This is a genomic window from Cetobacterium sp. NK01, assembly GCF_024506395.1.
Classification (GTDB): domain Bacteria; phylum Fusobacteriota; class Fusobacteriia; order Fusobacteriales; family Fusobacteriaceae; genus Cetobacterium_A; species Cetobacterium_A somerae_A.
Genome location: NZ_JANIBO010000001.1, coordinates 1,416,407 through 1,437,556 on the forward strand (window position 1 = coordinate 1,416,407; position 21,150 = coordinate 1,437,556).

Annotated in this window: 18 protein-coding genes; 10 read left to right on the forward strand and 8 right to left on the reverse strand. The window is 30.3% G+C overall.

All coding sequences use genetic code 11. The features are described 5' to 3' along the window. Nucleotides 1–59: 59 nt before the first annotated feature. A complete protein-coding gene (gene gap, locus NON08_RS06875; protein WP_256690714.1) occupies nt 60–1,067 on the reverse strand; it encodes a type I glyceraldehyde-3-phosphate dehydrogenase in 1,008 nt (335 codons plus the stop codon). Nucleotides 1,068–1,324: 257 nt separating this feature from the next. Between gap and NON08_RS06880 the strand changes: the two genes are divergently transcribed. Further along, complete coding sequence (locus NON08_RS06880; RefSeq protein ID WP_256690715.1) at nt 1,325–3,403, forward strand: HD domain-containing phosphohydrolase; 2,079 nt, start codon at nt 1,325–1,327, stop codon at nt 3,401–3,403. A 47-nt stretch (nt 3,404–3,450) separates the two neighbouring features. Here the strand turns inward: NON08_RS06880 and hdcA are convergent, their stop codons facing one another. The 5 genes from hdcA to NON08_RS06905 all read right to left on the reverse strand — a co-directional run bounded on the left by hdcA (nt 3,451) and on the right by NON08_RS06905 (nt 10,058). Then, the gene (gene hdcA, locus NON08_RS06885) at nt 3,451–4,329 is read right to left on the reverse strand and encodes a histidine decarboxylase, pyruvoyl type (protein WP_256690717.1); all 879 of its coding nucleotides are present in this window, start codon (nt 4,327–4,329) and stop codon (nt 3,451–3,453) included. Between the two features lie 18 nt (nt 4,330–4,347). Then, on the reverse strand, nt 4,348–5,268 hold the full coding sequence (gene ctlX / locus NON08_RS06890; RefSeq protein WP_256690718.1) for a citrulline utilization hydrolase CtlX: 921 nt from the start codon (nt 5,266–5,268) through the stop codon (nt 4,348–4,350). Between the two features lie 19 nt (nt 5,269–5,287). Continuing rightward, nucleotides 5,288–6,751, reverse strand: coding sequence for a basic amino acid/polyamine antiporter (locus tag NON08_RS06895; RefSeq protein WP_256690719.1), 1,464 nt, complete (start codon nt 6,749–6,751; stop codon nt 5,288–5,290). Nucleotides 6,752–6,771: 20 nt separating this feature from the next. Next, the gene (locus NON08_RS06900) at nt 6,772–9,027 is read right to left on the reverse strand and encodes an Orn/Lys/Arg decarboxylase N-terminal domain-containing protein (RefSeq protein WP_256690720.1); all 2,256 of its coding nucleotides are present in this window, start codon (nt 9,025–9,027) and stop codon (nt 6,772–6,774) included. Between the two features lie 68 nt (nt 9,028–9,095). After that, nucleotides 9,096–10,058 (reverse strand): aromatic acid exporter family protein, encoded by a 963-nt coding sequence (locus NON08_RS06905; protein WP_256690721.1) that lies wholly within the window; start codon nt 10,056–10,058, stop codon nt 9,096–9,098. A 201-nt stretch (nt 10,059–10,259) separates the two neighbouring features. On the opposite strand from NON08_RS06905, the gene NON08_RS06910 reads away from it, so the two are divergent. After that, on the forward strand, nt 10,260–11,531 hold the full coding sequence (locus NON08_RS06910) for a dicarboxylate/amino acid:cation symporter (RefSeq protein WP_256690722.1): 1,272 nt from the start codon (nt 10,260–10,262) through the stop codon (nt 11,529–11,531). Nucleotides 11,532–11,579: 48 nt separating this feature from the next. Here NON08_RS06910 and NON08_RS06915 read toward each other — a convergent pair whose 3' ends face one another. After that, on the reverse strand, nt 11,580–12,452 hold the full coding sequence (locus NON08_RS06915; RefSeq protein ID WP_256690723.1) for an RluA family pseudouridine synthase: 873 nt from the start codon (nt 12,450–12,452) through the stop codon (nt 11,580–11,582). A gap of 342 nt (nt 12,453–12,794) precedes the next feature. Here NON08_RS06915 and asrA point away from each other — a divergent pair, with 342 nt between their 5' ends. From asrA to NON08_RS06955, 8 genes are all read left to right on the forward strand, one after another. Then, nucleotides 12,795–13,832 (forward strand): anaerobic sulfite reductase subunit AsrA, encoded by a 1,038-nt coding sequence (asrA, locus tag NON08_RS06920; RefSeq protein ID WP_256690724.1) that lies wholly within the window; start codon nt 12,795–12,797, stop codon nt 13,830–13,832. Next, a complete protein-coding gene (asrB, locus tag NON08_RS06925) occupies nt 13,832–14,641 on the forward strand; it encodes an anaerobic sulfite reductase subunit AsrB (protein ID WP_256690725.1) in 810 nt (269 codons plus the stop codon). The genes asrA and asrB overlap by 1 nt, the downstream gene beginning before the upstream one ends. Nucleotides 14,642–14,654: 13 nt before the next feature. Beyond that, a complete protein-coding gene (gene asrC / locus NON08_RS06930) occupies nt 14,655–15,725 on the forward strand; it encodes a sulfite reductase subunit C (protein ID WP_256690726.1) in 1,071 nt (356 codons plus the stop codon). A 125-nt stretch (nt 15,726–15,850) separates the two neighbouring features. Continuing rightward, entirely contained in the window at nt 15,851–17,608 is a 1,758-nt protein-coding gene (locus NON08_RS06935) for a YeiH family protein (RefSeq protein ID WP_256690728.1), read from the forward strand. Nucleotides 17,609–17,626: 18 nt separating this feature from the next. Further along, nucleotides 17,627–17,872 (forward strand): hypothetical protein, encoded by a 246-nt coding sequence (locus NON08_RS06940; protein ID WP_256690730.1) that lies wholly within the window; start codon nt 17,627–17,629, stop codon nt 17,870–17,872. After that, the gene (locus NON08_RS06945; RefSeq protein WP_256690733.1) at nt 17,859–18,335 is read left to right on the forward strand and encodes a hypothetical protein; all 477 of its coding nucleotides are present in this window, start codon (nt 17,859–17,861) and stop codon (nt 18,333–18,335) included. Before NON08_RS06940 ends, NON08_RS06945 begins: the two co-directional genes overlap by 14 nt. A gap of 110 nt (nt 18,336–18,445) precedes the next feature. After that, the gene (locus NON08_RS06950; protein ID WP_256690734.1) at nt 18,446–19,999 is read left to right on the forward strand and encodes a bifunctional metallophosphatase/5'-nucleotidase; all 1,554 of its coding nucleotides are present in this window, start codon (nt 18,446–18,448) and stop codon (nt 19,997–19,999) included. A gap of 12 nt (nt 20,000–20,011) precedes the next feature. After that, a complete protein-coding gene (locus NON08_RS06955) occupies nt 20,012–20,368 on the forward strand; it encodes an FMN-binding protein (RefSeq protein ID WP_256690735.1) in 357 nt (118 codons plus the stop codon). Between the two features lie 43 nt (nt 20,369–20,411). Here NON08_RS06955 and NON08_RS06960 read toward each other — a convergent pair whose 3' ends face one another. After that, on the reverse strand, nt 20,412–21,044 hold the full coding sequence (locus NON08_RS06960; RefSeq protein WP_256690736.1) for an OmpA family protein: 633 nt from the start codon (nt 21,042–21,044) through the stop codon (nt 20,412–20,414). Nucleotides 21,045–21,150: the final 106 nt, after the last annotated feature.

A 21,150-nucleotide genomic window follows, 5' to 3' on the forward strand; every position in this document is an offset into this window, starting at 1 on the left:
AAAAGCGGAACTAAATAGTCCCGCTATTCTGTTTATTCTGTTTTTCCTAGATGCTCTAATTACTTAGAAATTTCTACGAAGTACTTTAAAGTTCTTATTAATTGAGCAGTATAAGACATTTCGTTATCGTACCAAGCAACAGTTTTAACTAATTGCTTATCTCCAACTGTCATAACTCTTGTTTGAGTTGCATCAAATAATGATCCGAATTCGATTCCGATGATATCAGAAGATACTAACTCCTCTTCAGTGTATCCGAATGACTCGTTTGCAGCAGCTTTCATAGCAGCGTTGATTTCAGCAACAGTTACTGGCTTCTCTAAAACAGTTACTAACTCAGTTAATGATCCAGTGATTACTGGTACTCTTTGAGCAGCTCCATCTAATTTTCCAGCTAGTGCAGGGATTACTAATCCGATTGCTTTTGCAGCTCCAGTTGTGTTAGGAACGATGTTAGCAGCAGCAGCTCTACCTCTTCTTAAATCTCCTTTACCGTGTGGTCCATCTAATGTGTTTTGGTCATTTGTATAAGCGTGGATAGTAGTCATTAATCCTTCTACAACTCCAAACTCATTGTTTAATACGTTAGCCATTGGTGCTAAACAGTTAGTTGTACAAGAAGCTCCAGAAATTACTGTCTCTGTACCATCTAAAATTTGGTGGTTTACGTTATAAACTACAGTTTTGATATCTCCTGTTGCAGGTGCAGATATAACAACTTTCTTAGCTCCAGCTTCTAAGTGAAGTCCAGCTTTCTCTTGAGAAGTGAAGAATCCAGTACACTCAAGAACAACGTCTACGTTTAACTCTCCCCATGGTAAGTTTTTAGGATCTCTATCAGCTAAAACTTTAATCTCTTTTCCGTTAACTGAGAATCCTCCTTCGATAACCTCGATAGTTCCGTTGAATCTACCTTGTGCAGAGTCATACTTGAAAAGGTGAGCAAGAGTTTTTGCATCTGTTAAGTCGTTTATTGCTACTACCTCAAACTCAGGGTTGTTCATCATTAATCTTAATGCTAATCTTCCAATTCTTCCGAATCCATTAATCGCTACTTTAACTGCCATTTGGAAACCTCCTAAAAATTTATATTTTTTTTAAATTAAGTTCGATAAATATTTGTACATCTTTTAAGGAATACGAGAAAAACCTGTATTTCCTTTTTTCTTTTTTTCTAAAATGCTTTTGTTTATGTTTTAATGATATATTATCTTGTTTAATTTGTCAATTTATTCATGGGAACTAAAATTAATCTTTTTATGATTACTTTTTCATTAAAATTATAGTATAATTGAAAAAAATAAATTTGAGGGAGATTAAATACATGTTAAAAGTTATACTCTTTTCTCTTTTTTTATATACCGCTATAGTGGGGAAAGAACATGTAATATTACTAGAAAATGAAAATAGTTTTTTCTTTTATAAAGAAAAAAATGACTATAAAGGTTTATATCCTAAAATATTTAAAGATATAAATAAAAAGAAAAAAATGAATTTAAAATTAAAAGAATTAGAGACTAATTTAATTTTAGATATGGAAAAGGGAAAAGATATATTAATAATGGATTTAATTGAAACTGATGAAAGAAGAGAAAAGTACTACTTTATTCCTACTTTTTTTTATTTAAAAGCAAATATGTATTTTTTAAATGATAAATATATAGATATAACTAATTTTTATAAAAAGAAAGTAGGAATTGTAAAAGGAACTTATTTGGATAAAGAATTTTTAGAAAAATATGATTTTTTAGAAACTCAAATTATAGATATTCAAACTCGTGAAAAAGGCTTAGAAATGCTTAAAAATAGAGAGATAGATGGATTTGTAACGGATAATCAGTATGGTTTTAAAGATAATTTAAGAAAAATAGAGTTAAATAGAATTCCTATAATGGTAACAACTTTAGCAGTTCCTAAAACAGAAAAAAAACTTTATACTGAATTGAAAAAATATTTTGAAGAGATATCACCTAAGGTTTTAAAAGCAATGATAAGTAAATCTCGTAAAGAATATTATATAGATAAGTTTAAAGATAAGTATGTTGATTTAAAAGGAAAAGAGATAGATGTAGTGTTTCCCACTGAAAAAAGCAATTATCCTCTTTATTATATAGAGGATGGAGTAGAAAAAGGCTTGGCTATAGAATATCTAAAGGATGTAGAAGAGATATTAGAGATTAAAATTAAAAAAGTATTTTTTTCTAAAAAAGAGGATTGGAAAATAAATCACATAACAATAGCTTCTACAATAGAGAGTAGCATAAAAGATAATAAAAATTATACAAATCCATATTATACTTTAACTCCTGTTATATTTAATAGAAAAGAGGATGGCTTTATAAATAATTTAGTTGAAGCAAGAAAAAAAAGATTTGCAGTTGTAGAAAACTCCTATTATATGGATTACTTGAAAAGATTTTTAAAAGAAGAAAATTTTATATATGTAAAAGATATAGATGAAGCAATAGAAAAAGTTAGAAAAAAAGAAGCTGATTACAGTGTATGTGACTACAAAACATTAAGTAATAAACTTTATAATAGTGGATTTGATAAAGAGATTAAAATAGCTGGAATTTTAGATAAAAAATATGATGTATCTATGGTAACAAAAGATGATGAAGAGGATCTCTATGAAGCTTTAAAAGATATATCTGCAAGTTTTTTAAATGAAAATATGAGTAAAAATATATACTTAGAAAAAAATAGTTATGAGACAGATAAATCAAAAGAAATATTGTTATTTTCTTTAGGATTATTATTGTTAAGTTTAATCTTATTATATAGAGGAAGAAAAAATTTAATTGAAAAAAGAAAATACGAAGATTTAATGCTTTCTTTGGTTTCTTCTTTAGAAGCAGTAAATCAATTTAATGATTTAGAGACAGGGAATCATATAAAAAGATTAAATATGTACTCAGAACTACTAGCTAATAAACTAGGATCTAGTAAGAAATTTTATGAAGAAATTGGAAGAGTTGCCTCGTTACATGATGTAGGAAAAATAGGTATAGATAGAAGTATATTGAAAAAACCAGGAAAATTAACTGATGATGAATTTGAAGCCATAAAAGCACACCCTGAAATAGGATATGAAATTATTAAAAAATCAGGGGTTAGTATAATGGCTGAACATATAGCAAGATACCATCATGAAAAATGGGATGGATCAGGTTATCCGTGTGGTTTAAAAGGGTATGAAATTCCTTTAGAAGCAAGAATAGTTTCTGTTGTAGATGTATATGATGCACTGAGACAAAAAAGAATATATAAAGAGGGATTTACTCATGAGAAAGCTATAAATATAATAAGAGAAGAAAGTGGAAGAAGTTTTGATCCATATATTGTAAAAGTATTTTTAGAAAATGAATTTAAATTTGAAAGGTTGTTTAATTCAAATATATAAAAAGGAGCTAGAATTAGCTCCTTTTTATTAAATCTAAATATTTAAAATTATTTTTTTATGATAGGCTCTAATCCTTGAACATCTAACCATTGAGAAAGAGTAAGGTTATTTAGTTCACCAAAACCTTTTTCAGGAATAGCTTTTCTAGCTAAAGTAACATATGGTCCACAAGTTAAAGATGTACCTATTTCACCAGGTTTCATAATAGTATAGGCAAATCCTACATACGTTCTATCATACGCAACATGAGAGTCTTTTCCACATTCAACAACAGACCAAATAATAGCTTTTCTATGATCTTCTAAGAATTTTTTTAAATCTTCAGGATTATCGTTTTCAGTCCAAACTCCAGCATCTTCTATAAATAAACTAGCGTCTTTATCTCTATCTTTAGCTATAGAAATTGCTATGAAACACCAAACTCCATACCCTTCGTTTTCTTTGAACTCTCTATCTTCAATTGGTCTATATGCAGTAACTCCTTTATTAGCACAAATCATATGAGAACCAGGAAGTGGAGTAAATCTTCTTTTTGATTCAGTACCAAAAAGTTCAACACCAGCTTCTAAAAGGGGTTTGGCATCATACACTTTTAAAATTGAGCCATCAAATTGTGGAACTTCTAAAACTGTTGGATTTAAATCATCAGCAATTGAATCATGTTTAGCTAAATCATATCCCCAAACTTGACCAGCAAGACCACAGAAAGATGAAGCAGTTAACATATTAATTTGTCCAACGTAAGCATCATTAACCTCAGCTCTATCGTAAGCAACAATCCCATCTATTAAAATATCATCTGTTTTAGGAACTGTACCTACAGAAACTTTTAAAACAGAAACATATCCATTTCCTGTCGATCCAGGAGCTCCATATCCATCACAATAATCCTCATAAAAACTAATAGCTGTTTTGTCAATTCTCATTTTTGTTCCTCCTTTAATTTAAAAAAGTTCGGCAATCATACATCTAACTGATCCCCCACCATATGTTTCAATAGTAGAGATGTCAGAATAAATAATATCAGACCTTTTTTTAATTGTTTTGATTTGGTCTTCTGTAAAGCCATTAAAAGCTGACTTTGACATAAGAGTGTAGTGTTTTCCTGAAGAATTTTTTAATTCTAAAACATTACCACAAAATTGTAAAACTTGATCTAAAGAGATATCTATAATCTCTTTTCCAGAATTTATAATAGAATTTTTAACAAATTCACGTTCTTTCAAATCTATTATTGAATTTAAACAGATTACAACAAAACTTTCGGTAACTCCCATCATTACATTGGTATGATATATAGCAGTTTCCTTGTTGTTAAAATCTTGCAAGGAATGAAATTTAATGGCTTTATAATTTAGCAATTTACAAAATTCTTCTAAAACATCTTCATTTGCTCTAGGAGAAATAGAACAATATGCAATTTTATTAACTCTATCTAAAACTAGCGCTCCTGTTCCCTCTAAAAATTTATTCTCTTTTTCAAAAGATGTTAAATCTATAATATTAATAGATTCAGTGTAAAAGCTTTTTAATGTTGGAAGGAATTTATCTCTTTCAAGTCTTCTATTTTCTGCAAACATAGGATATATAATAAGTGTATTGTTCGAGTGAGAACTAAACCAATTATTTGGAAAAATACTATCAGGTGTATACGGTGTGGACGTATCTTGAATAACGTCCACATCAATTCCAACACTTTTCATTTTATTAACAAGAGAATCAAATTCATTTAAAGCTTTTTGTTCTACTATCTCAGGATTTTCCTCAAGATTTTTTTGATAGGCATTATTTACAGCTGTTTGAGCATTATAATAAAATTTAATAGGCTTTATCATAAGAACTTTATTTGTAATTTGACTATTCATTTTTATCATCTCTTTTCTATTATCCTAGTAAAGATTTATAATTCATAATTAAGTATATAAGTCCTAATACTCCAAGTATAAATAGAATTATTGAGAAAACTTTTTCCTCTTTAGTAAATTCAGGATTACTAGGATCAAATTCTTTTCTTGCTTTAACGAAAAATGGAATACCAATAGCGTAGATAACAGCAGCAAGTAACATGTAATTTAATCCAGCAGCATAAACTAACCATAAACCATAAACAGTTCCTAAAAGTCCTGTGATTTCGGCATTTTTTCTGCTTGCAAATATATTAGTTGGATAATTATCGTTTTTAGCAGCAATTTTCCATAAGTAAGCTGTACAAACAATATAGCATGGTAATACCATTACTCCAGTTATACTAAGCATTAGATTCCAAGCGTTATTAGAGAAATAAACTACAACCATTGTAACTTGCATAATGATACTTGAAATTAGTAGAGAGAATGATGGAGAATCATTTTTATTCACTGTAGCAAAAGCTTTAGGGAAAGTTTTACCCTTAGCAGCAGCAAATGGAAGTTCAGCAAGCATAATAGTCCAAACTAACCAAGAACTTAAAATTGCTATCATAACACCAATATTCATTAACCAGTCTCCCCACTGCCCAACAATTCCACCTAAAACAGCAGCAGTTGATGGTGCTGCCATAGATGATAATTGACCTTGTGAGTAATGTCCAAGAGGAAGTAAAGATAATAAAGTATAAAGAATCAAACATCCTAAAAATCCTAAAAGAGTTGCTTTACCAACTTCAGATTGATCTTTTGCTCTATCAGATACAACAACAGCTCCTTCTATTCCAATGAATACCCAAAGAGTAACAAGCATAGTACCTTTAACTTGCTCTAAAAGGCTACCAAGAGGTTTGTCTGAAAGTGTAGTTATAGTTTCTGTTCCCCAAAAATTTGTAAAGAAAAATCCAACCTTGAACACAAAAGCGGTAATTAATAAAAATAATACAATTGGAACTAATTTTCCTATTGTTCCTATAGTGTTCAAAGAAGTAGCTCCTTTAACACCTGCAAGAACTATAAAATAAATAATCCAAATAACTAAAGAACCACCAATAACTGAGTTAAAGTTATTTCCACCTGTAAAATACCCTGGGAAGAAATAATTTAATGAGTCCATTAGTAAAACTGCATAACCAATATTAGCAAAACAGTTACAAATCCAATAACCCCAAGCCATAAGGAAACCAGTGAAGTTTCCAAAACCAAGTTCTCCATAAGCATAAATTCCTGTTGTTGCATCAGGTCTAGCTTCTGCTAAAATTCTAAATGTATTAGCAACAAACCACATACCTATACCCGTTATAACCCATGCAATAATAATTGCTCCTGCTCCCGCCGATTGAGCCATGTTTTGAGGTAGATTAAATACTCCTCCACCAATCATAGCACTAATAACAACGGCAGTAAGAGCTACTAAACCAAGTTTTTTACTATCATCAGCCATTTTAAACCCTCCTTAAAAAATTAATTTTTTATAACCATAGTATGGAATCGTCTAACTCCATCATTGTCAACAAAAGCCTCTATTCCATGAATATCACTAAAATATCCAGGGAATACTCTTTCAAACTCTTCCCTTGCTAAAAGGAAATCTAAAATAGGTTTAGATACTTCATCTATTTTTTCTCCACCCATTAATACAGGAATTCCTGGAGGATAAGGTACAACAATAACTCCAGCTACTCTATTAATACAATCTTTTATTGGTAAATGTTCAATATTTCCTCTAAATACTTCTCTTGAAGCTTCAGCAGGAGTTAATTCTTGCTTAGGAATAATTTGAAATGCTTTATCCATAAGCTCTAAAAGTTTTGATTCTATAATATATCTATGCATATCTAAACAATGATCTTTTAGTCCTTTGTTGAAATATTTCTCAGGATAAGATTTAACTAAATCTGGGAATATTTCAATAAGTGGAGTATTTTTATCAAAATCTTTTTTAAAGTCCATTAAAACTTTAATAAGAGCTTCTTGTTTTGTTATAGTAGTTCCAATAGAGTGAAGGAATAGAAGAGAGTATGTATCCGTTTTTTCATTTACCACACCTCTATCGATAATGTAGTTACTTAAAATAGATGCAGGAATACCAATATCTTCATATTTTCCATCAACATTTAAACCAGGACACTTTAATGTTAATTTTATTGGATCTAACATTACATAATCCTTTTCAATATCATTGAAACCATGCCAGTTATTATTAGAATCTAAAGTCCAACAACTTTGATTTTCAAGTAAATATTTATCAGGAACATCTTCAAAATTAGTTAAAACACCATTATATAAAACTTTTTCAGGTTGCCATAAAGAGAAAAACCACTGGTTGAAACTAGCATATTCTTTATTTAATTTAGCAATTCTTTTTCTAAAGTGAATTGCATTTAATATAGTTTCATCCATAAGTTCTTTACCAGAAAAATCCATCATAGCAGTAGAGACATCTAAAGATGCAATCATACTGTACTGAGGAGAAGTTGAACCATACATTAAATAAGCTTCGTCAAAAACAACAAAATCAACTTTATCTTTAGTTCCATCTTTTACATGAAGCATAGAAGCTTGAGAAAATGCTCCTAACAACTTGTGTGTAGAATGCGAAGCAAAAATTGGTGGATGTTCAATAAAGTTATCAGATTCAGTCATAGCATAGTGATTTTTATATATAGGATGAAACTTAGCATATGCATACCAAGCTTCGTCAAAATGTAGATTTTCTACATTATTATTTAAAGTTTCTTTTATTTTGTTGACGTTATAACAAAGTCCATCATAAGTGGAGTTTGTTAATGCAGACATCTTAATTTTTTGTTTTTTCTGTTCATCAGTTAATTTTGGATTACTGTTAATCATTTTTTCAATATATTCTTTTGTAAATTCATTTAATTTAACAGGACCGATTATACCTAAACTATTTCTTCTTGGAATCATGTACATAGGAATAGCTTCAGTTATAACCATTCCATAGTTTAAAGATTTATGACAGTTACGATCGACAAAAGCTAAATTATCTTTAGTAACTCTACCTTTCCAAATAACTTGGTTAACTGAACTTGTACCATTTAATATATAATAAGTTTTATCTGCAGAGAAAACTCGAGCAGAATTACTTTCAGCATCTTTAACAGGTCCCTCATTGTCAAGAAGAGAACCTAGTTCAGGAACTGAGATAGAAAGGTCAGCTCTAAGAGTATTTTCTCCGTAAAAATCAAGCATCATTTTTCCAATTGGATTAGTCATAAACATAAGTCCACCAGCATGTCCTGGAGTGTGCCAAGGATATTTGAATTTTTGAGTATAATCCATAAGTTCTCCGAAGAAAACAGGTTTTATAGATTTTAAATATTTTTCAATTTCAATTTCTAGTTGTCCAGCTAAGAATGTTGAACTATCTTCGAAAATGTTCATAACAATATTAATTGAACTTAAAATTTGTAAAGGAATCTCAGAAGAACTTTTTTCTGTTAAAAGAATAATTGGGATTTTAGGGTTGCTTTTTCTGACAAATTTAACTAAATCTTCAAGTTGTTCTTTAGAGTCTAAAATAATTCCAGAAATAGCTTTATCTGAGGAGAAAACTCTTTTAAAATCAGTCGTATTATCAACAAAAGAAGTGTTGAAACATTCTAAAAGTGCATCTAGTTGTTTAGAAGATTCATAAGTTGAATCTAATTCATGAAATACTAATAGTGGCCAATTTAAATAATCAATAGTCTTCATAATAAAACCTCCTTAATTCAGAAAAAAAATTGTTCTAGTTATTGTTAAAAAAAATAATTTATTTTCCTTTAAAAAATATTTTTAATTCTAATTTTTATTAGATCCTTAATATTTTCTATAAGTAAAAAATAAGTAGCCTTATTTTCAATATTTAGATTTTTTTCATCAATTTCTTTTTTAAAACGATTTTCAGAGTGTTTGATTTTTTTTAAAAGGATATTATATGCGTAGGTGTTAGCATTAAGAGTAGCTAATTCCTTTAATATAGAAGCCAATTCAGAGGTGATTGGAATATCAGTAGATATTTTATTAAAACACTCTCTGATTTTTAAAAGAGTTACATATTCTGAAAATTTCAAAGAATAATTTTTTGAGATATCGACTTTCTTAAAGAAGAAGTTGTTATCTTTTTCCATTTCTACTAAATTTTTGCAATTATCTAGATTTATCTTTAACTCTTCAAAAAGTTCATCTTGTCTCAAAGAAACCGCTTTGTATTTTAAAGCTTTAGCGAAATCAAAAATGATATCTTTCATGATTGAATCAATTTTTTCAAGTTGAGATAAGATTTCATTATTTTGACTAGGCATATAAAGGTTAAAAATAATAGCGCAAAGAACTCCAACAAGTAAAAGAAGATATTGATCAAAAACAAATGTAAGAGAAACATTTTTATCTAATAAAAAATGTGTTGCTAAAACAATGTTGGTAAAAAAACCTTGCATTAAATTGAAACGAATACAAAGAGGCATAAAAATACCTGTGAATAAAACTAGAGATATCGGATTAAAATGAAAAAATTTAATTATGCAAGCAGATAAAATTAATCCAAAAGATGCTGCTAAAACTCTTTCAAAAGAACTTCTAAGAGAAGCTTTTCGAGTACTTTCTAGACTTAAAATACAAATGGTAGCAGCAGAGTACTGATATTCTAAGGAAAAATACTGAGCAATAAGAACTGCAGTATATGGAGCGAGCATGTTTTTAAAAACTTTATGTTTATCATAGGTACTTAACTTATCAAAAATCATAATAACTCCTCCAAATAAAAAATATTAGTATATAAACTATATTCTGAAAAAAAATATAAAATCCTGTAAAACTAAAAACTAAAAAAATATTTTCAAAAAAAATAAATACAAAAAAATAATTTATTTTTTCCTTGATTTTTTTGATTTTTGAATATATAATTTGTTTTGTAAGAATAAGAATTTAAAAAGGAGTGAATTTGAATGAAAAAATTAAGTTTAACTAACAAGATATTTATATCATTGATTTTAGGAGTTATAAGTGGGTTGGTTTTGTATCCCTTTAAAGATAACTTAATTGTAAAAAAATATATTATAGATTTCTTTTTTAACTTCTTAGGAACTGGTTTTATTAGAGCGATTAGAATGATTGTTGTTCCATTGGTATTTTGTTCTTTAACTGTTGGAGCAGCAGGAATAGAAGACATAAAAAAATTAGGAAGAGTGGGAGTAAAAACTTTAGCATTTTATCTTGGAACCACAGCAGTAGCAATAACATTAGCTTTAGGTGTGGGTTCTTTAATAAATCCTGGAAAAGGTATAGTTTTATCACAAATAGCTACAACTAATGTTTCGGTAGCTGAGACAAAGCCCTTTGTAGATATTTTATTGGGAATGATTCCTATAAATCCCATAGAAGCTCTGGCAAAAGGAGATATGTTACAAATAATAATTTTCTCTATTTTATGTGGTGTTGCTATGGCTATGTTAGGAGATAAAGTTTCAACGATAAGAAAAGGGATGGAAGAGTTAAATAACTTAGTTTTAAAACTAGTTGAAATAATTATGCAATTAGCACCATTTGGAGTATATGGGTTAATAGGAAAAACATTTGCAACATTGGGGTATGCAGCAATGTTACCGTTATTCAAATATTTTATAGGAGTAATAGTGGTTTTATTGTTACACTATTTAATAACTTATCAAAGTTTATTAGTATTTGTCGCAAAATATAATCCAATTAAATTTTTGAAAAAGTTTTCAGGACCTATGATGGTAGCTTTTTCAACGTCTTCAAGTAGCGCTACTTTACCAGCATCGATGGAAACATTGCAAGATGATTTTGGTGTGTCAAAGGGAATATCATCTTTTACACTTCCTTTAGGAAGTACAATAAATATGGATGGAACAGCAATAATGCAGGGAGTTGCGACAATTTTTATAGCTCAGATTTACGGGGTTAACTTAACAATGGGAGATTTTGTAACAGTTATTATAACGGCAACATTAGCATCTATAGGTACAGCTGGAGTACCTGGAGTGGGAGTAATAATGTTAGGAATGGTACTTCAACAAGTTGGTCTGCCTTTAGAGGGAATGGCTCTAGTAATGGGAATAGATAGATTTGTAGATATGTTTAGAACAACTGTTAATATAACAGGAGATGCAGTTTGTACACTGATTGTAGCTAGAACAGAGGGGGAATTAAAAGGAGAAGAGGTAGCTACAACAGTTAAGAAGAATAAATTAGCTTAAAGTAAAAAAAGATACCATGTTTGGTATCTTTTTTTAATGTTAATAAAGTTATTTTGCAATGTGAAGAATATTTTTAAAATCTTCTGGTAAAGGAGCTTGAACTTGGATTTTTTCACCACTTTCAACATCTGTGAAAATTAATTTAAAAGCGTGAAGAAGTTGTCTTTTAGCTCTAATGTCATCGCCACCATAAAGTTCATCTCCCAGAATTGGATGTCCAACTAATGACATGTGAGCACGAATCTGATGTGTTCTACCTGTAAATAATTTTAATTCAATTAGGGTTAAATCCTCATTAGGAAAACGTTCTAAAACCTTCATTTGAGTTTTAGCTGTTTGTCCTCCATTTTCTGGAGACATCTCTTTACGTCTAAGTTCGTCTCCTTCTTTACCGATAGGGATTTCAATTATCATTTCATCTTCTTTTACAATACCTTTAACAATAGCTTGATAAAACTTAGAAACTTTTTCTTTATCACTTTGTAAAAAAGCTTGTGTATATGCATTTTTAGCTACAACAATCAGCCCTGATGTATTCATATCTAAACGATTAAAAAATCTAGGAGGTTGTATTTTTCCTGTTTGTTCTTGAAGATAGTATATAACACCATTAGCTAAAGTTAAATCAGTTTTTTTTGTAGTAGGGTGAACAACAAGAAATGGATCTTTATCAATTATAAGAAGATTTTTATCTTCGTATATTATTTTTAAATCCATTTGAATAGATCTAATACCAACCTCTTTTTCCTTTTCTTTAACTAGAAGTCTGGCATTTTTTTTAACTTGTTTTGTTGTCTTTGTTCTTTTTCCATTTAAATAAACTTCTACATTTCTAATACCTCTTCCCGAATATCCTTTTTCTTTAAGGTATTGAGAAATTTTCATATTATGAAATTCAGGTTCAACCACAAATTTTTTCATTTTTCCACCTTTAAAATTATTATTGTTTTTAATATTTTATAATGAAATTGAGAAAAAAACAATCTTTTGATAAAAAAATGATAAAAAAATGATCATGACAACACTAGTGTATAAGTATACTAGTGTTGTATAAAATTAGAATTTGACAGGACATTCAAAAGTAAAAACTTTATTAGAAAAATAAAGAAATAAAACTATGACCAAATACCTTTCGACTAAAAATTCAAATTTAACCAAAGAGTAAAAAATAGGAATTAATGGTTTACAAAAAAACATAAAGGTTGTAATATAAACATATAATGGATTGAATAAAAATTCAAATAACAGGGAGGCAAAGTAAGAATGGGATACAAAATAACAGCAGAAAATTTTGATAGCTTGTTAAAAGATCTTAGTAAAGAGTATAAAATTTATGCTCCAAAGAGATTTCCTAAGCAGGGAAGATATTCAGACACAGACATTGTGAGATATGATAGAGTTTATTCGGCAAATGAGATTGTACATGAAGAGAAATCAGATTACGCAGCAAAGGAAGCATTAAGCCCTATAACAGAAACAGTTTTATATTTTACAGATGCAGATTATAGAGAGTCAAAAGTTGTTGACGATAGACCAATGCTTGTATTTGCAAGAGCTTGCGATATTCACTCAATCAAAAGATATGATGATATCTTCTTAAAAAATGGAGGATTTGAGGATTCATATTATAAGAGAATGAGAGAAAAAACAAAGTTTATATTAATGGAGTGCCCTTCAAAAGGTTGGGATACTTGCTTCTGTGCTTCAATGGGTACTGGATCAGCTGATGAGTACGCATTTGGAGTAAAGTTTAATGGTGAAGAAGTTTTAGTAGAAACTAAAGATGAAGCTTTTAATTCTTACTTTGCAGGAAATGAAGCAATTGATTTCTTAGTAACTCCAGTTGTAGAAAATGAGAGAGTTGTAAGAATTCCAGAAATAAATGATAAAGAAACTCAGATCGCAGTAAAATCTTTAGAGATGTGGAAAGAGTTTGATAAGAGATGTTTAATGTGTGGAAGCTGTACTGTATCATGCTCTACTTGTACTTGTTTCACAACTTACGATATGAACTACAGTTCTGATACAAATGCAGGAGAGAGAAGAAGAATAAATGCATCTTGTCACGTGGATGGATATACTGACATGGCAGGAAACCACTCATTTAGAAAAACTGGTGGAGAAAGAATGAGATTTAAAGTTATGCATAAGATCCATGACCATAAGAAGAGATTCAAAGAGCACCATATGTGTGTTGGATGTGGAAGATGTGACGATAAGTGTCCAGTGTTTATATCTTTCTCAACTACTGTAAACAAGTTAGCTGCAGAAGTTGATAAACTAAATGGAGGTAATAAGTAATGGAAAATTTAATAATGCCAACGCCATATAGACTTTTAGATGTAAAAAAAGTTACTGATATAGAATACTTATTTAGAGTTGAATATCCAGAGGCAGGAAATGTAAAGTTTGGACAATTCATGCAATTATCTTTACCAAAGGTAGGAGAGTGTCCAATATCTGTTACAGATTTCTCTGCAGCAGAAGGTTGGGTAGAGTTCTTAATTAGAAAAGTTGGAATAGTAACTGATGAGATTTTTAATCTTCACGCAGGAGATTTATTACCAATGAGAGGACCTTATGGAAAAGGTTTTGATGCAATTGATATAAAAAATAAAAAAGTGGTTATTGTAACAGGAGGATCAGGATTAGCTCCAGTTAGATCTTTAATCAATCATATTTATAGAAATCCAGAAGAAGTTCAATCAATGGAGTTATTATTTGGATTTAAAGATGATTCATCTATATTATTTAGAGATGAAATTATCAACTGGAGAAAGAAACATCCAATGGTATTAACAGTAGATAAAGGATGCGGATTAGATGGTGAGTGTGTAGGACTTGTAACTGAGTATGTACCTCATTTAAAAATGGTATCAGATAAATTCGACGATTTAGAAGTTGTAATTGTTGGGCCGCCTAATATGATGAAATATACAGCTATTGAATTTGAAAAGCTAGGAGTTCCAGCTGATAAGATTTGGGTTTCTTTTGAAAGAAAGATGTCATGTGCAATTGGAAAATGTGGTCACTGCAGAATTGATGAAGTTTATGTATGTCTAGAAGGACCAGTATTTAACTATTCTCAAGCTAAATATTTAATCGACTAAGGGGGTAAAATAAGTGAATCACGATATTAATATAACTAAACTGAAATTAAACTGCTTCCGTCAATCAAAAGTACCTGGAGAGTTCATGATCCAACTTCGTGTTCCAGGTGGATTAATAGAAGCTAAATATTTAAAAGTAATACAAGAGATTGCAGAGAGATGGGGAGATGGAACATTCCACATGGGTATGAGACAAACTCTTAACGCTCCTGGAATAAAATTTGAAAATGTAGACGCAGTAAATGCTTATTTAGAAGAATATATTAAAGAAGTAGATGTAGAGATGTGTGGAGCTGAGATGGAAGTTAACAAAGCTGGATATCCTACTATCGGAGCTAGAAACATCATGGCATGTATAGGAAACTCTCACTGTGTAAAAGCTAACATCAATACTTGGGAGTTAGCGAGAAAACTTGAGAAGAAAATTTTCCCAAGCCACTATCATATTAAGATGGCTATAGCTGGATGTCCAAATGACTGTGCTAAAGCTCACTTTAACGATTTTGGAATCATGGGTGTAACTAAGCCAATTTACTTAAAAGATAGATGTATCGGATGTGGAAGATGTGTTAAAGTTTGTGACCACGCTGCTACAAGAGTTTTAAAGTTAGAAAATCATAGAATTGTAAAAGATTCTTGCTGTTGTGTAGGATGTGGAGAGTGTGTTGAAGCATGTCCATCATCTGCATGGGTTAGACCAGAGCAAAAATTATATAGAATGACAATAGGTGGAAGAACAGGAAAGCAATATCCAAGAATGGGTAAAATGTTCCTAAACTGGGTAACAGAAGATGTAATTCTTCAAGTTATAGGAAACTGGCAAAAATTCTCTGCTAACGTATTACACCATAAACCTATGTATATCCATGGAGGTCACTTAATTGACAGAGCTGGATACCAAAAGTTTAAAGAGATGATACTTGATGGAGTAGAATTAAATCCAGAAGCACAAGTAGCACAAAGAATTCTTTGGGCAGAGACAGAGTATAGAGCTAACATCAACGTTAAGCCTATTTCTCAACATCCAAGTCCAGGAGAATCTTATACTTTAGAGAAGCCTTTTAACTACGGTGGAGGACACTAAAAAGAGTTTAAAAATTAAAAATATAGTCAGAGTAATGGGGACCCCAAAAGGGTTCCCATTAGTCATGTTTGGGACTTTGAATACTAGTTCAACAGAGCACATTAAAAAAAACCTAGGGGGTAAAAATGGAAGCTATAAAAGAGAACAAAAAAAGTTTAAAGGAAACGGTACTAGATTTATTTAAGTTTGAGGACTACTGGGCAATATTATTAGCAACAATTATACTTATATTTTGTGTATCTATTTATATGGGGTCAGATTCGCAAAGTGTTTTAGGTAAGGCAGAAGTTTATAATAGTATAATGAAATCTGAGGGAGAGAAAGCACCTTTTAAAACGGTTCAGTGGCACGAAGCACAGTTTGATAAAAATAGTTTGGCTATAAAGACATCTACATCACAAAAAGTAAAAGAAATATTAGGAAAACCTAAAAAATGGGTTAAAAATCCAGTTGAATCAATATATTTAAGTGAAAGTGCAGCTAAAGCAAAAGGTGCACCATTTGCTCAACAATATGAGGATTTAAAGAAAGAAACAATATCAATTAAAAATCAAGCGTTAGCAGCAACTGCTTTAGCACAAGAAAAAGCTTTTGCAGATACAAATTTAAATACTGCAGCAAGTGATTTAGTAGATAAGTGGTTAATTAGTAGAGATAAAGAGAATAAAATGAAATCAAAAGCAATTGTAAAACCATACAATTTAATTCCTAATTTAGCGATATTATTGGCATTTATTGGAATTTACTTCAGTGTAGGAATGAAAAAAATGGGAAGAGATAGAGAAGGATTTTTACAAGGATTTCCAGCAGTATTTGCTTTAGCTACAGGAGCTTATTTGTTAGGAGAGCAAGAAACTTTAAAAGCTTGGGGTCTAGGATATGTTTTCTGGGGTCTAGTTTTGGGATTAATAGTTAGTAATACAGTAGGGACACCGAAAAAGCTTTTAGCAGCAGCTCAAACAGAATATTTTATAAAAACAGGATTAATACTGTTAGGATCAACAGTTTTAGTAAATAAAGTTTTATTAATAGGTATACCAGGTATTTTCGTAACTTGGTTTGTAACTCCAGTAGTTTTAGTTTTAACTTTTGGATTTGGAGATAAAATTTTAAAGATGGAGTCAAAAAGTTTAAATATGGTAATGTCAGCAGATATGTCTGTAAGTGGAGTATCAGCAGCAATTGCAGCAGCAGCAGCTTGTAAGGCTAAAAAAGAGGAGCTAACATTATCTGTAAGTATTTCAATTATGTTTACTGCGTTTATGATGATCGCAATGCCAATGTTTATAAAAGCTCTAAATATGGATCCGGTATTAGGGGGAGCTTGGATTGGAGGAACAGTTGATTCTACAGGTGCTGTAGTAGCAGCTGGAGAATACTTAGGGCCAGTGGCAAGAGATGTAGCAGCAACAATAAAAATGATTCAAAATATCATAATTGGAGTTATGGCTTTAGGAGTAGCAGCTTATTGGTCATTAAAAGTTGATAAATCTATGGCTGAAGAAAGAGATTTTTCATTAAAAGGATCATTAGTTGAGATTTGGACAAGATTCCCTAAATTTATTTTAGGATTTATAGGAGCTTCTCTTGTATTTTCAGGAATTTACGGGATATTAGGAATAGATGGATCTAAGATAATCATAGACAAAGGAATGGTTAATGGATTAATATCACCTTTACAAGGATGGTTGTTCTGTTTAGCCTTTACAAGTATTGGATTATCTACGAACTTTGGAGAGTTAAGCAAACTATTTAAAGGTGGGAAACCAATAACTCTTTATATAGTAGGAAAGATTATAAACTTAGGAGTAACTTTTGGAGCAGCATACTTAATGTTCCACGTAGTTTTCCCTGATATAACAAAATCTTTAATGAGCTTATAAGATGTATTAGGAGGAGATATGATAAAAAAGTGGTCAGCTTTCATAGGTAGTTTTGTATGTATATACTTCTTTTGTTTTTCTGTGTTACCTTTTTTAGATGAAACATTAGGATTTAAAGAAGCTCATCAAAAATTGGCAGAGGAAGATATTGAATCTGGAGCGTGGTATTATATCTTTGTAAAAAAAGTTGAACCAAGCTCAGAAAATGTTAGACATACATTAACTTACTCTAATTGGGGAGAGAGTAAAGATGCAAAACGTTGATATTTTTATAGAAGAAGAAAAAAAAAGAGCGGTAGAAATATCAAATGAAATAATAGAAAAACCTAAGATATCTATGATGGTAGTTATATTTCCTTTTCTTTTAATTAACTTTATTCAAGAATTAAGAGTGTATCGCTATAAAAAAGAGTTTTTCTTAAAAGAATATCTATATCTAAAAAAAATAGTAATTGATTTATTGAAGAACGGGTGTTCCAATCAACAAGAATTAAAAGAGAAAATAGAATCGTTCTTAATAAAAGATGAAAAATATATTGAGTTTTATGAATATCAAATCCAAGAAGCTTTAACTATAAGAGATTATATTTTTCAGGAAAAAAGTGAAAAAATAATGAGATTAAAAGAGATTGAAACTTTAAAAAAGTGGATGGATATTTTTAAATCAGAAGGGGACAATTTAGAAGTTAGTTTAAAACTTTTGAATGTATTAAATAGCAAAATATAAAACAGATAAAAAACTGCATTTGTATGCAGTTTTTTCTTTTACAATTTTGTCTAAATATGATAAAATATGTTCGAATTTAATTGAAAAATAGGGTTAATTAGGGAGGAAGAATGAATAAAAATTTAAAAGTTTTTGGTTTGATGGGATTGGTTTTAGCCCTTTCGGCGTGTAAAGTATTACCACCAAAAGATGGGGAATATGAAATGACTCTAGTTCATGTAAATGATGTTCATGGAAGAGCAAAAGAGGGGAAATATGATGGTGTAGGGTTAGCTAGAGTAGCAACAATAGCTAAAGCCTTAGAACAGGATAAAAATAATGGAAAAGTTTTACTTATAGATGCTGGAGATACAATGCATGGAACAACTTTTGCGACATTAACAAAGGGAGAATCTATGGTTGAGACATTAAATGCTGCAGGACTTGATTATGCAACATTGGGAAATCATGATTTCAACTATGGACAAGATAGATTAGAAGAGTTATTATCTATGCAAAAATATAAGACATTAGCAGCAAATGTTGTAGATAAAACAACAGGAAAGCCAATAGCGGGAACATATGATATAAAAAAAATAGATGGTAAAAAAGTTGGTTTCTTTGGATTAGCAACTCCTGAAACATATTTTAAAACAAATCCAAATAATGTAAAAAATATAACAATAGCTGATCCAATATCAACTGCGAAATCAGTTGTGGCTCAAATGAAAAAAGAGGGAGTTAAATTTATTGTCGTTATATCTCACTTAGGGGACGATGAGAGTACAGCTAAGAAATTACAAAGTATAGGATTAGCTGAAGCAGTACCTGAAATAGATTTAATCATTGATGGACATAGCCATACTGAGTTAAAAGAGAAAAAAGTTGTAAATGGAGTAACAATAGTACAAACTGGAGAATATGCTAAAAATGTTGGAGTTGTAAAGGTAGATTTTGACAAATTAAAAAATAAAATTGAAGCTATCGATTATACTTTATATACAAAAAATGTAATTATGAATGGAGATAATCCAGTTCCAGAAGATGCTAAGGTAAAGGCTACAATAGATGAGATTTCAAGAAAGCAAGAGATGATAACAAGTGTAAAAGTAGGAGAGTCACCAATTTTATTACAGGGAGATAGAGCATATGTTAGAACAGGAGAAACAAATCTTTCTCAACTTATAACAGATGCAATGTTGTGGAAAACAGGAGCAGACGTGGCATTAACAAATGGTGGAGGAATTAGAGCATCTATAAATCCAGGAGAAGTGACTGTAGGAGATGTAATCAGTGTATTACCATTTGGAAATTATGTTATAACAAAAGAAGTTAAAGGATCAGACTTACAAAAAGCTGTTGAAAATGGAATAAGATCTTACCCAGAATCTTTAGGAGCAATGGCACAAGTTGCTGGAATGACAGTTAAATTTAATGTTAAAAATCCAGCATATAGAAGAATTTTAGAAATAAAAGTAGGAAATGAAAAGTTAGATCCAAATAAAACATATGTTGTTGCGACAAATGACTTTATGGCAGCTGGAGGAGATGGATATTCATCTTTAGCTAATGGAAAAGAATTAGGACATTACCCGGCTTTAGATGAAGTTCTAATTGAATATATTCAAAAAGTTGGATTAGACGGTAGAGATAAGGTAGTTCCAAGATTGATACCAAAAAAATAGAAGGGGTTATGAATGAATAAAGAATCTTTAAGAAAAAAGTTAGTATTAGCTTTTGTAGTAATTGGAATATTACTGGGAATATATGAAGCGAATAAGCCAGGACCGTTGGTTGTAGAAGGAACATCGACAGGTTATAATGGAGATTTAACAGTAAAGTTACAGGTGAAACCAAAAGGTGAAGGTTTTAAAATAATAGGATTTGATGTAATACATCAAGATACACCACCAATTGCAGATCCAGCTATAGATGTTGTAAAGACATATATTTTAAAAAATCAAAATACAGAATTTGATGTAGTTTCAGGAGCGACTTATACATCTGAAGGTGTAAGAGAAGCTACTAAAAATGCAATTGAAAAAATAAAGTAAGAATAAAAAAGAGAGTTCTTTAAGAACTCTCTTTTTAAATTTTTTAATAAGCTGGGAATATTTGAATTTCAACTCTTCTATTTTGAGCTCTACCTGTAGCAGTAGCGTTGCTTGCGATAGGTCTATCTGGACCAAAACCGTTAATAGTAATTCTATTAGGGTTTACTCCTCTACGAACTAAATAATCAGCTACACTTCTTGCTCTTTTAACTGATAGGTTCATATTATAAGAGTAAGCACCAGTGTTATCTGTATTACCAGAAATAACTATTCTTGTTTCAGGATATTGATTTAAAACAGAGGCAATATCATTAAGAGGCCCATAGAATCCATTGCCTATAACATATCCATTTGTAGGAAATGTAACTCCACCAGGAAGATTAAGATTTATATAGTTTCCTTCATCGGTAACTTTTACTTGAGTATTTTGTAATCTAGCTTGTAACTCTTTTGTTTGTTGATCTTTGTACGCTCCCCAACCTAATCCGGCAAGAGCTCCAATTCCAGCACCAATAAGAGTTCCTTTAGTATCTTGTCCAATAGCTTGTCCTATTAAAGCACCAACAGCAGCTCCACCAGCAGTACCAGTAGTTTTACTGTTATATCCAGTAGCTGTACATGCTCCGAAAAGAGAACCAGCTAAAAGAACTGAACAAATAAGTTTTGTGTTTTTCATTATAAAACCTCCTTAGCAAAAATAATTATTAATATTATAAAAAAACTTTTTAAATTTGTATATAGATTATTATTCTTTTTTAGCAAAATCAATCCTTCTTTTTGAG

Coding starts and splice junctions, on each gene's coding strand:
- NON08_RS06900 (WP_256690720.1), bottom strand. CDS start 9,027: ATGAAGACTATTGATTATTTAAATTGGCCACTATTAGTATTTCATGAA.
- NON08_RS06950 (WP_256690734.1), top strand. CDS start 18,446: ATGAATAAAAATTTAAAAGTTTTTGGTTTGATGGGATTGGTTTTAGCC.
- NON08_RS06905 (WP_256690721.1), bottom strand. CDS start 10,058: ATGATTTTTGATAAGTTAAGTACCTATGATAAACATAAAGTTTTTAAA.
- NON08_RS06955 (WP_256690735.1), top strand. CDS start 20,012: ATGAATAAAGAATCTTTAAGAAAAAAGTTAGTATTAGCTTTTGTAGTA.
- NON08_RS06910 (WP_256690722.1), top strand. CDS start 10,260: ATGAAAAAATTAAGTTTAACTAACAAGATATTTATATCATTGATTTTA.
- asrA (WP_256690724.1), top strand. CDS start 12,795: ATGGGATACAAAATAACAGCAGAAAATTTTGATAGCTTGTTAAAAGAT.
- hdcA (WP_256690717.1), bottom strand. CDS start 4,329: ATGAGAATTGACAAAACAGCTATTAGTTTTTATGAGGATTATTGTGAT.
- NON08_RS06915 (WP_256690723.1), bottom strand. CDS start 12,452: ATGAAAAAATTTGTGGTTGAACCTGAATTTCATAATATGAAAATTTCT.
- NON08_RS06880 (WP_256690715.1), top strand. CDS start 1,325: ATGTTAAAAGTTATACTCTTTTCTCTTTTTTTATATACCGCTATAGTG.
- gap (WP_256690714.1), bottom strand. CDS start 1,067: ATGGCAGTTAAAGTAGCGATTAATGGATTCGGAAGAATTGGAAGATTA.
- NON08_RS06935 (WP_256690728.1), top strand. CDS start 15,851: ATGGAAGCTATAAAAGAGAACAAAAAAAGTTTAAAGGAAACGGTACTA.
- NON08_RS06940 (WP_256690730.1), top strand. CDS start 17,627: ATGATAAAAAAGTGGTCAGCTTTCATAGGTAGTTTTGTATGTATATAC.
- NON08_RS06945 (WP_256690733.1), top strand. CDS start 17,859: ATGCAAAACGTTGATATTTTTATAGAAGAAGAAAAAAAAAGAGCGGTA.
- NON08_RS06895 (WP_256690719.1), bottom strand. CDS start 6,751: ATGGCTGATGATAGTAAAAAACTTGGTTTAGTAGCTCTTACTGCCGTT.
- asrB (WP_256690725.1), top strand. CDS start 13,832: ATGGAAAATTTAATAATGCCAACGCCATATAGACTTTTAGATGTAAAA.
- ctlX (WP_256690718.1), bottom strand. CDS start 5,268: ATGAATAGTCAAATTACAAATAAAGTTCTTATGATAAAGCCTATTAAA.
- NON08_RS06960 (WP_256690736.1), bottom strand. CDS start 21,044: ATGAAAAACACAAAACTTATTTGTTCAGTTCTTTTAGCTGGTTCTCTT.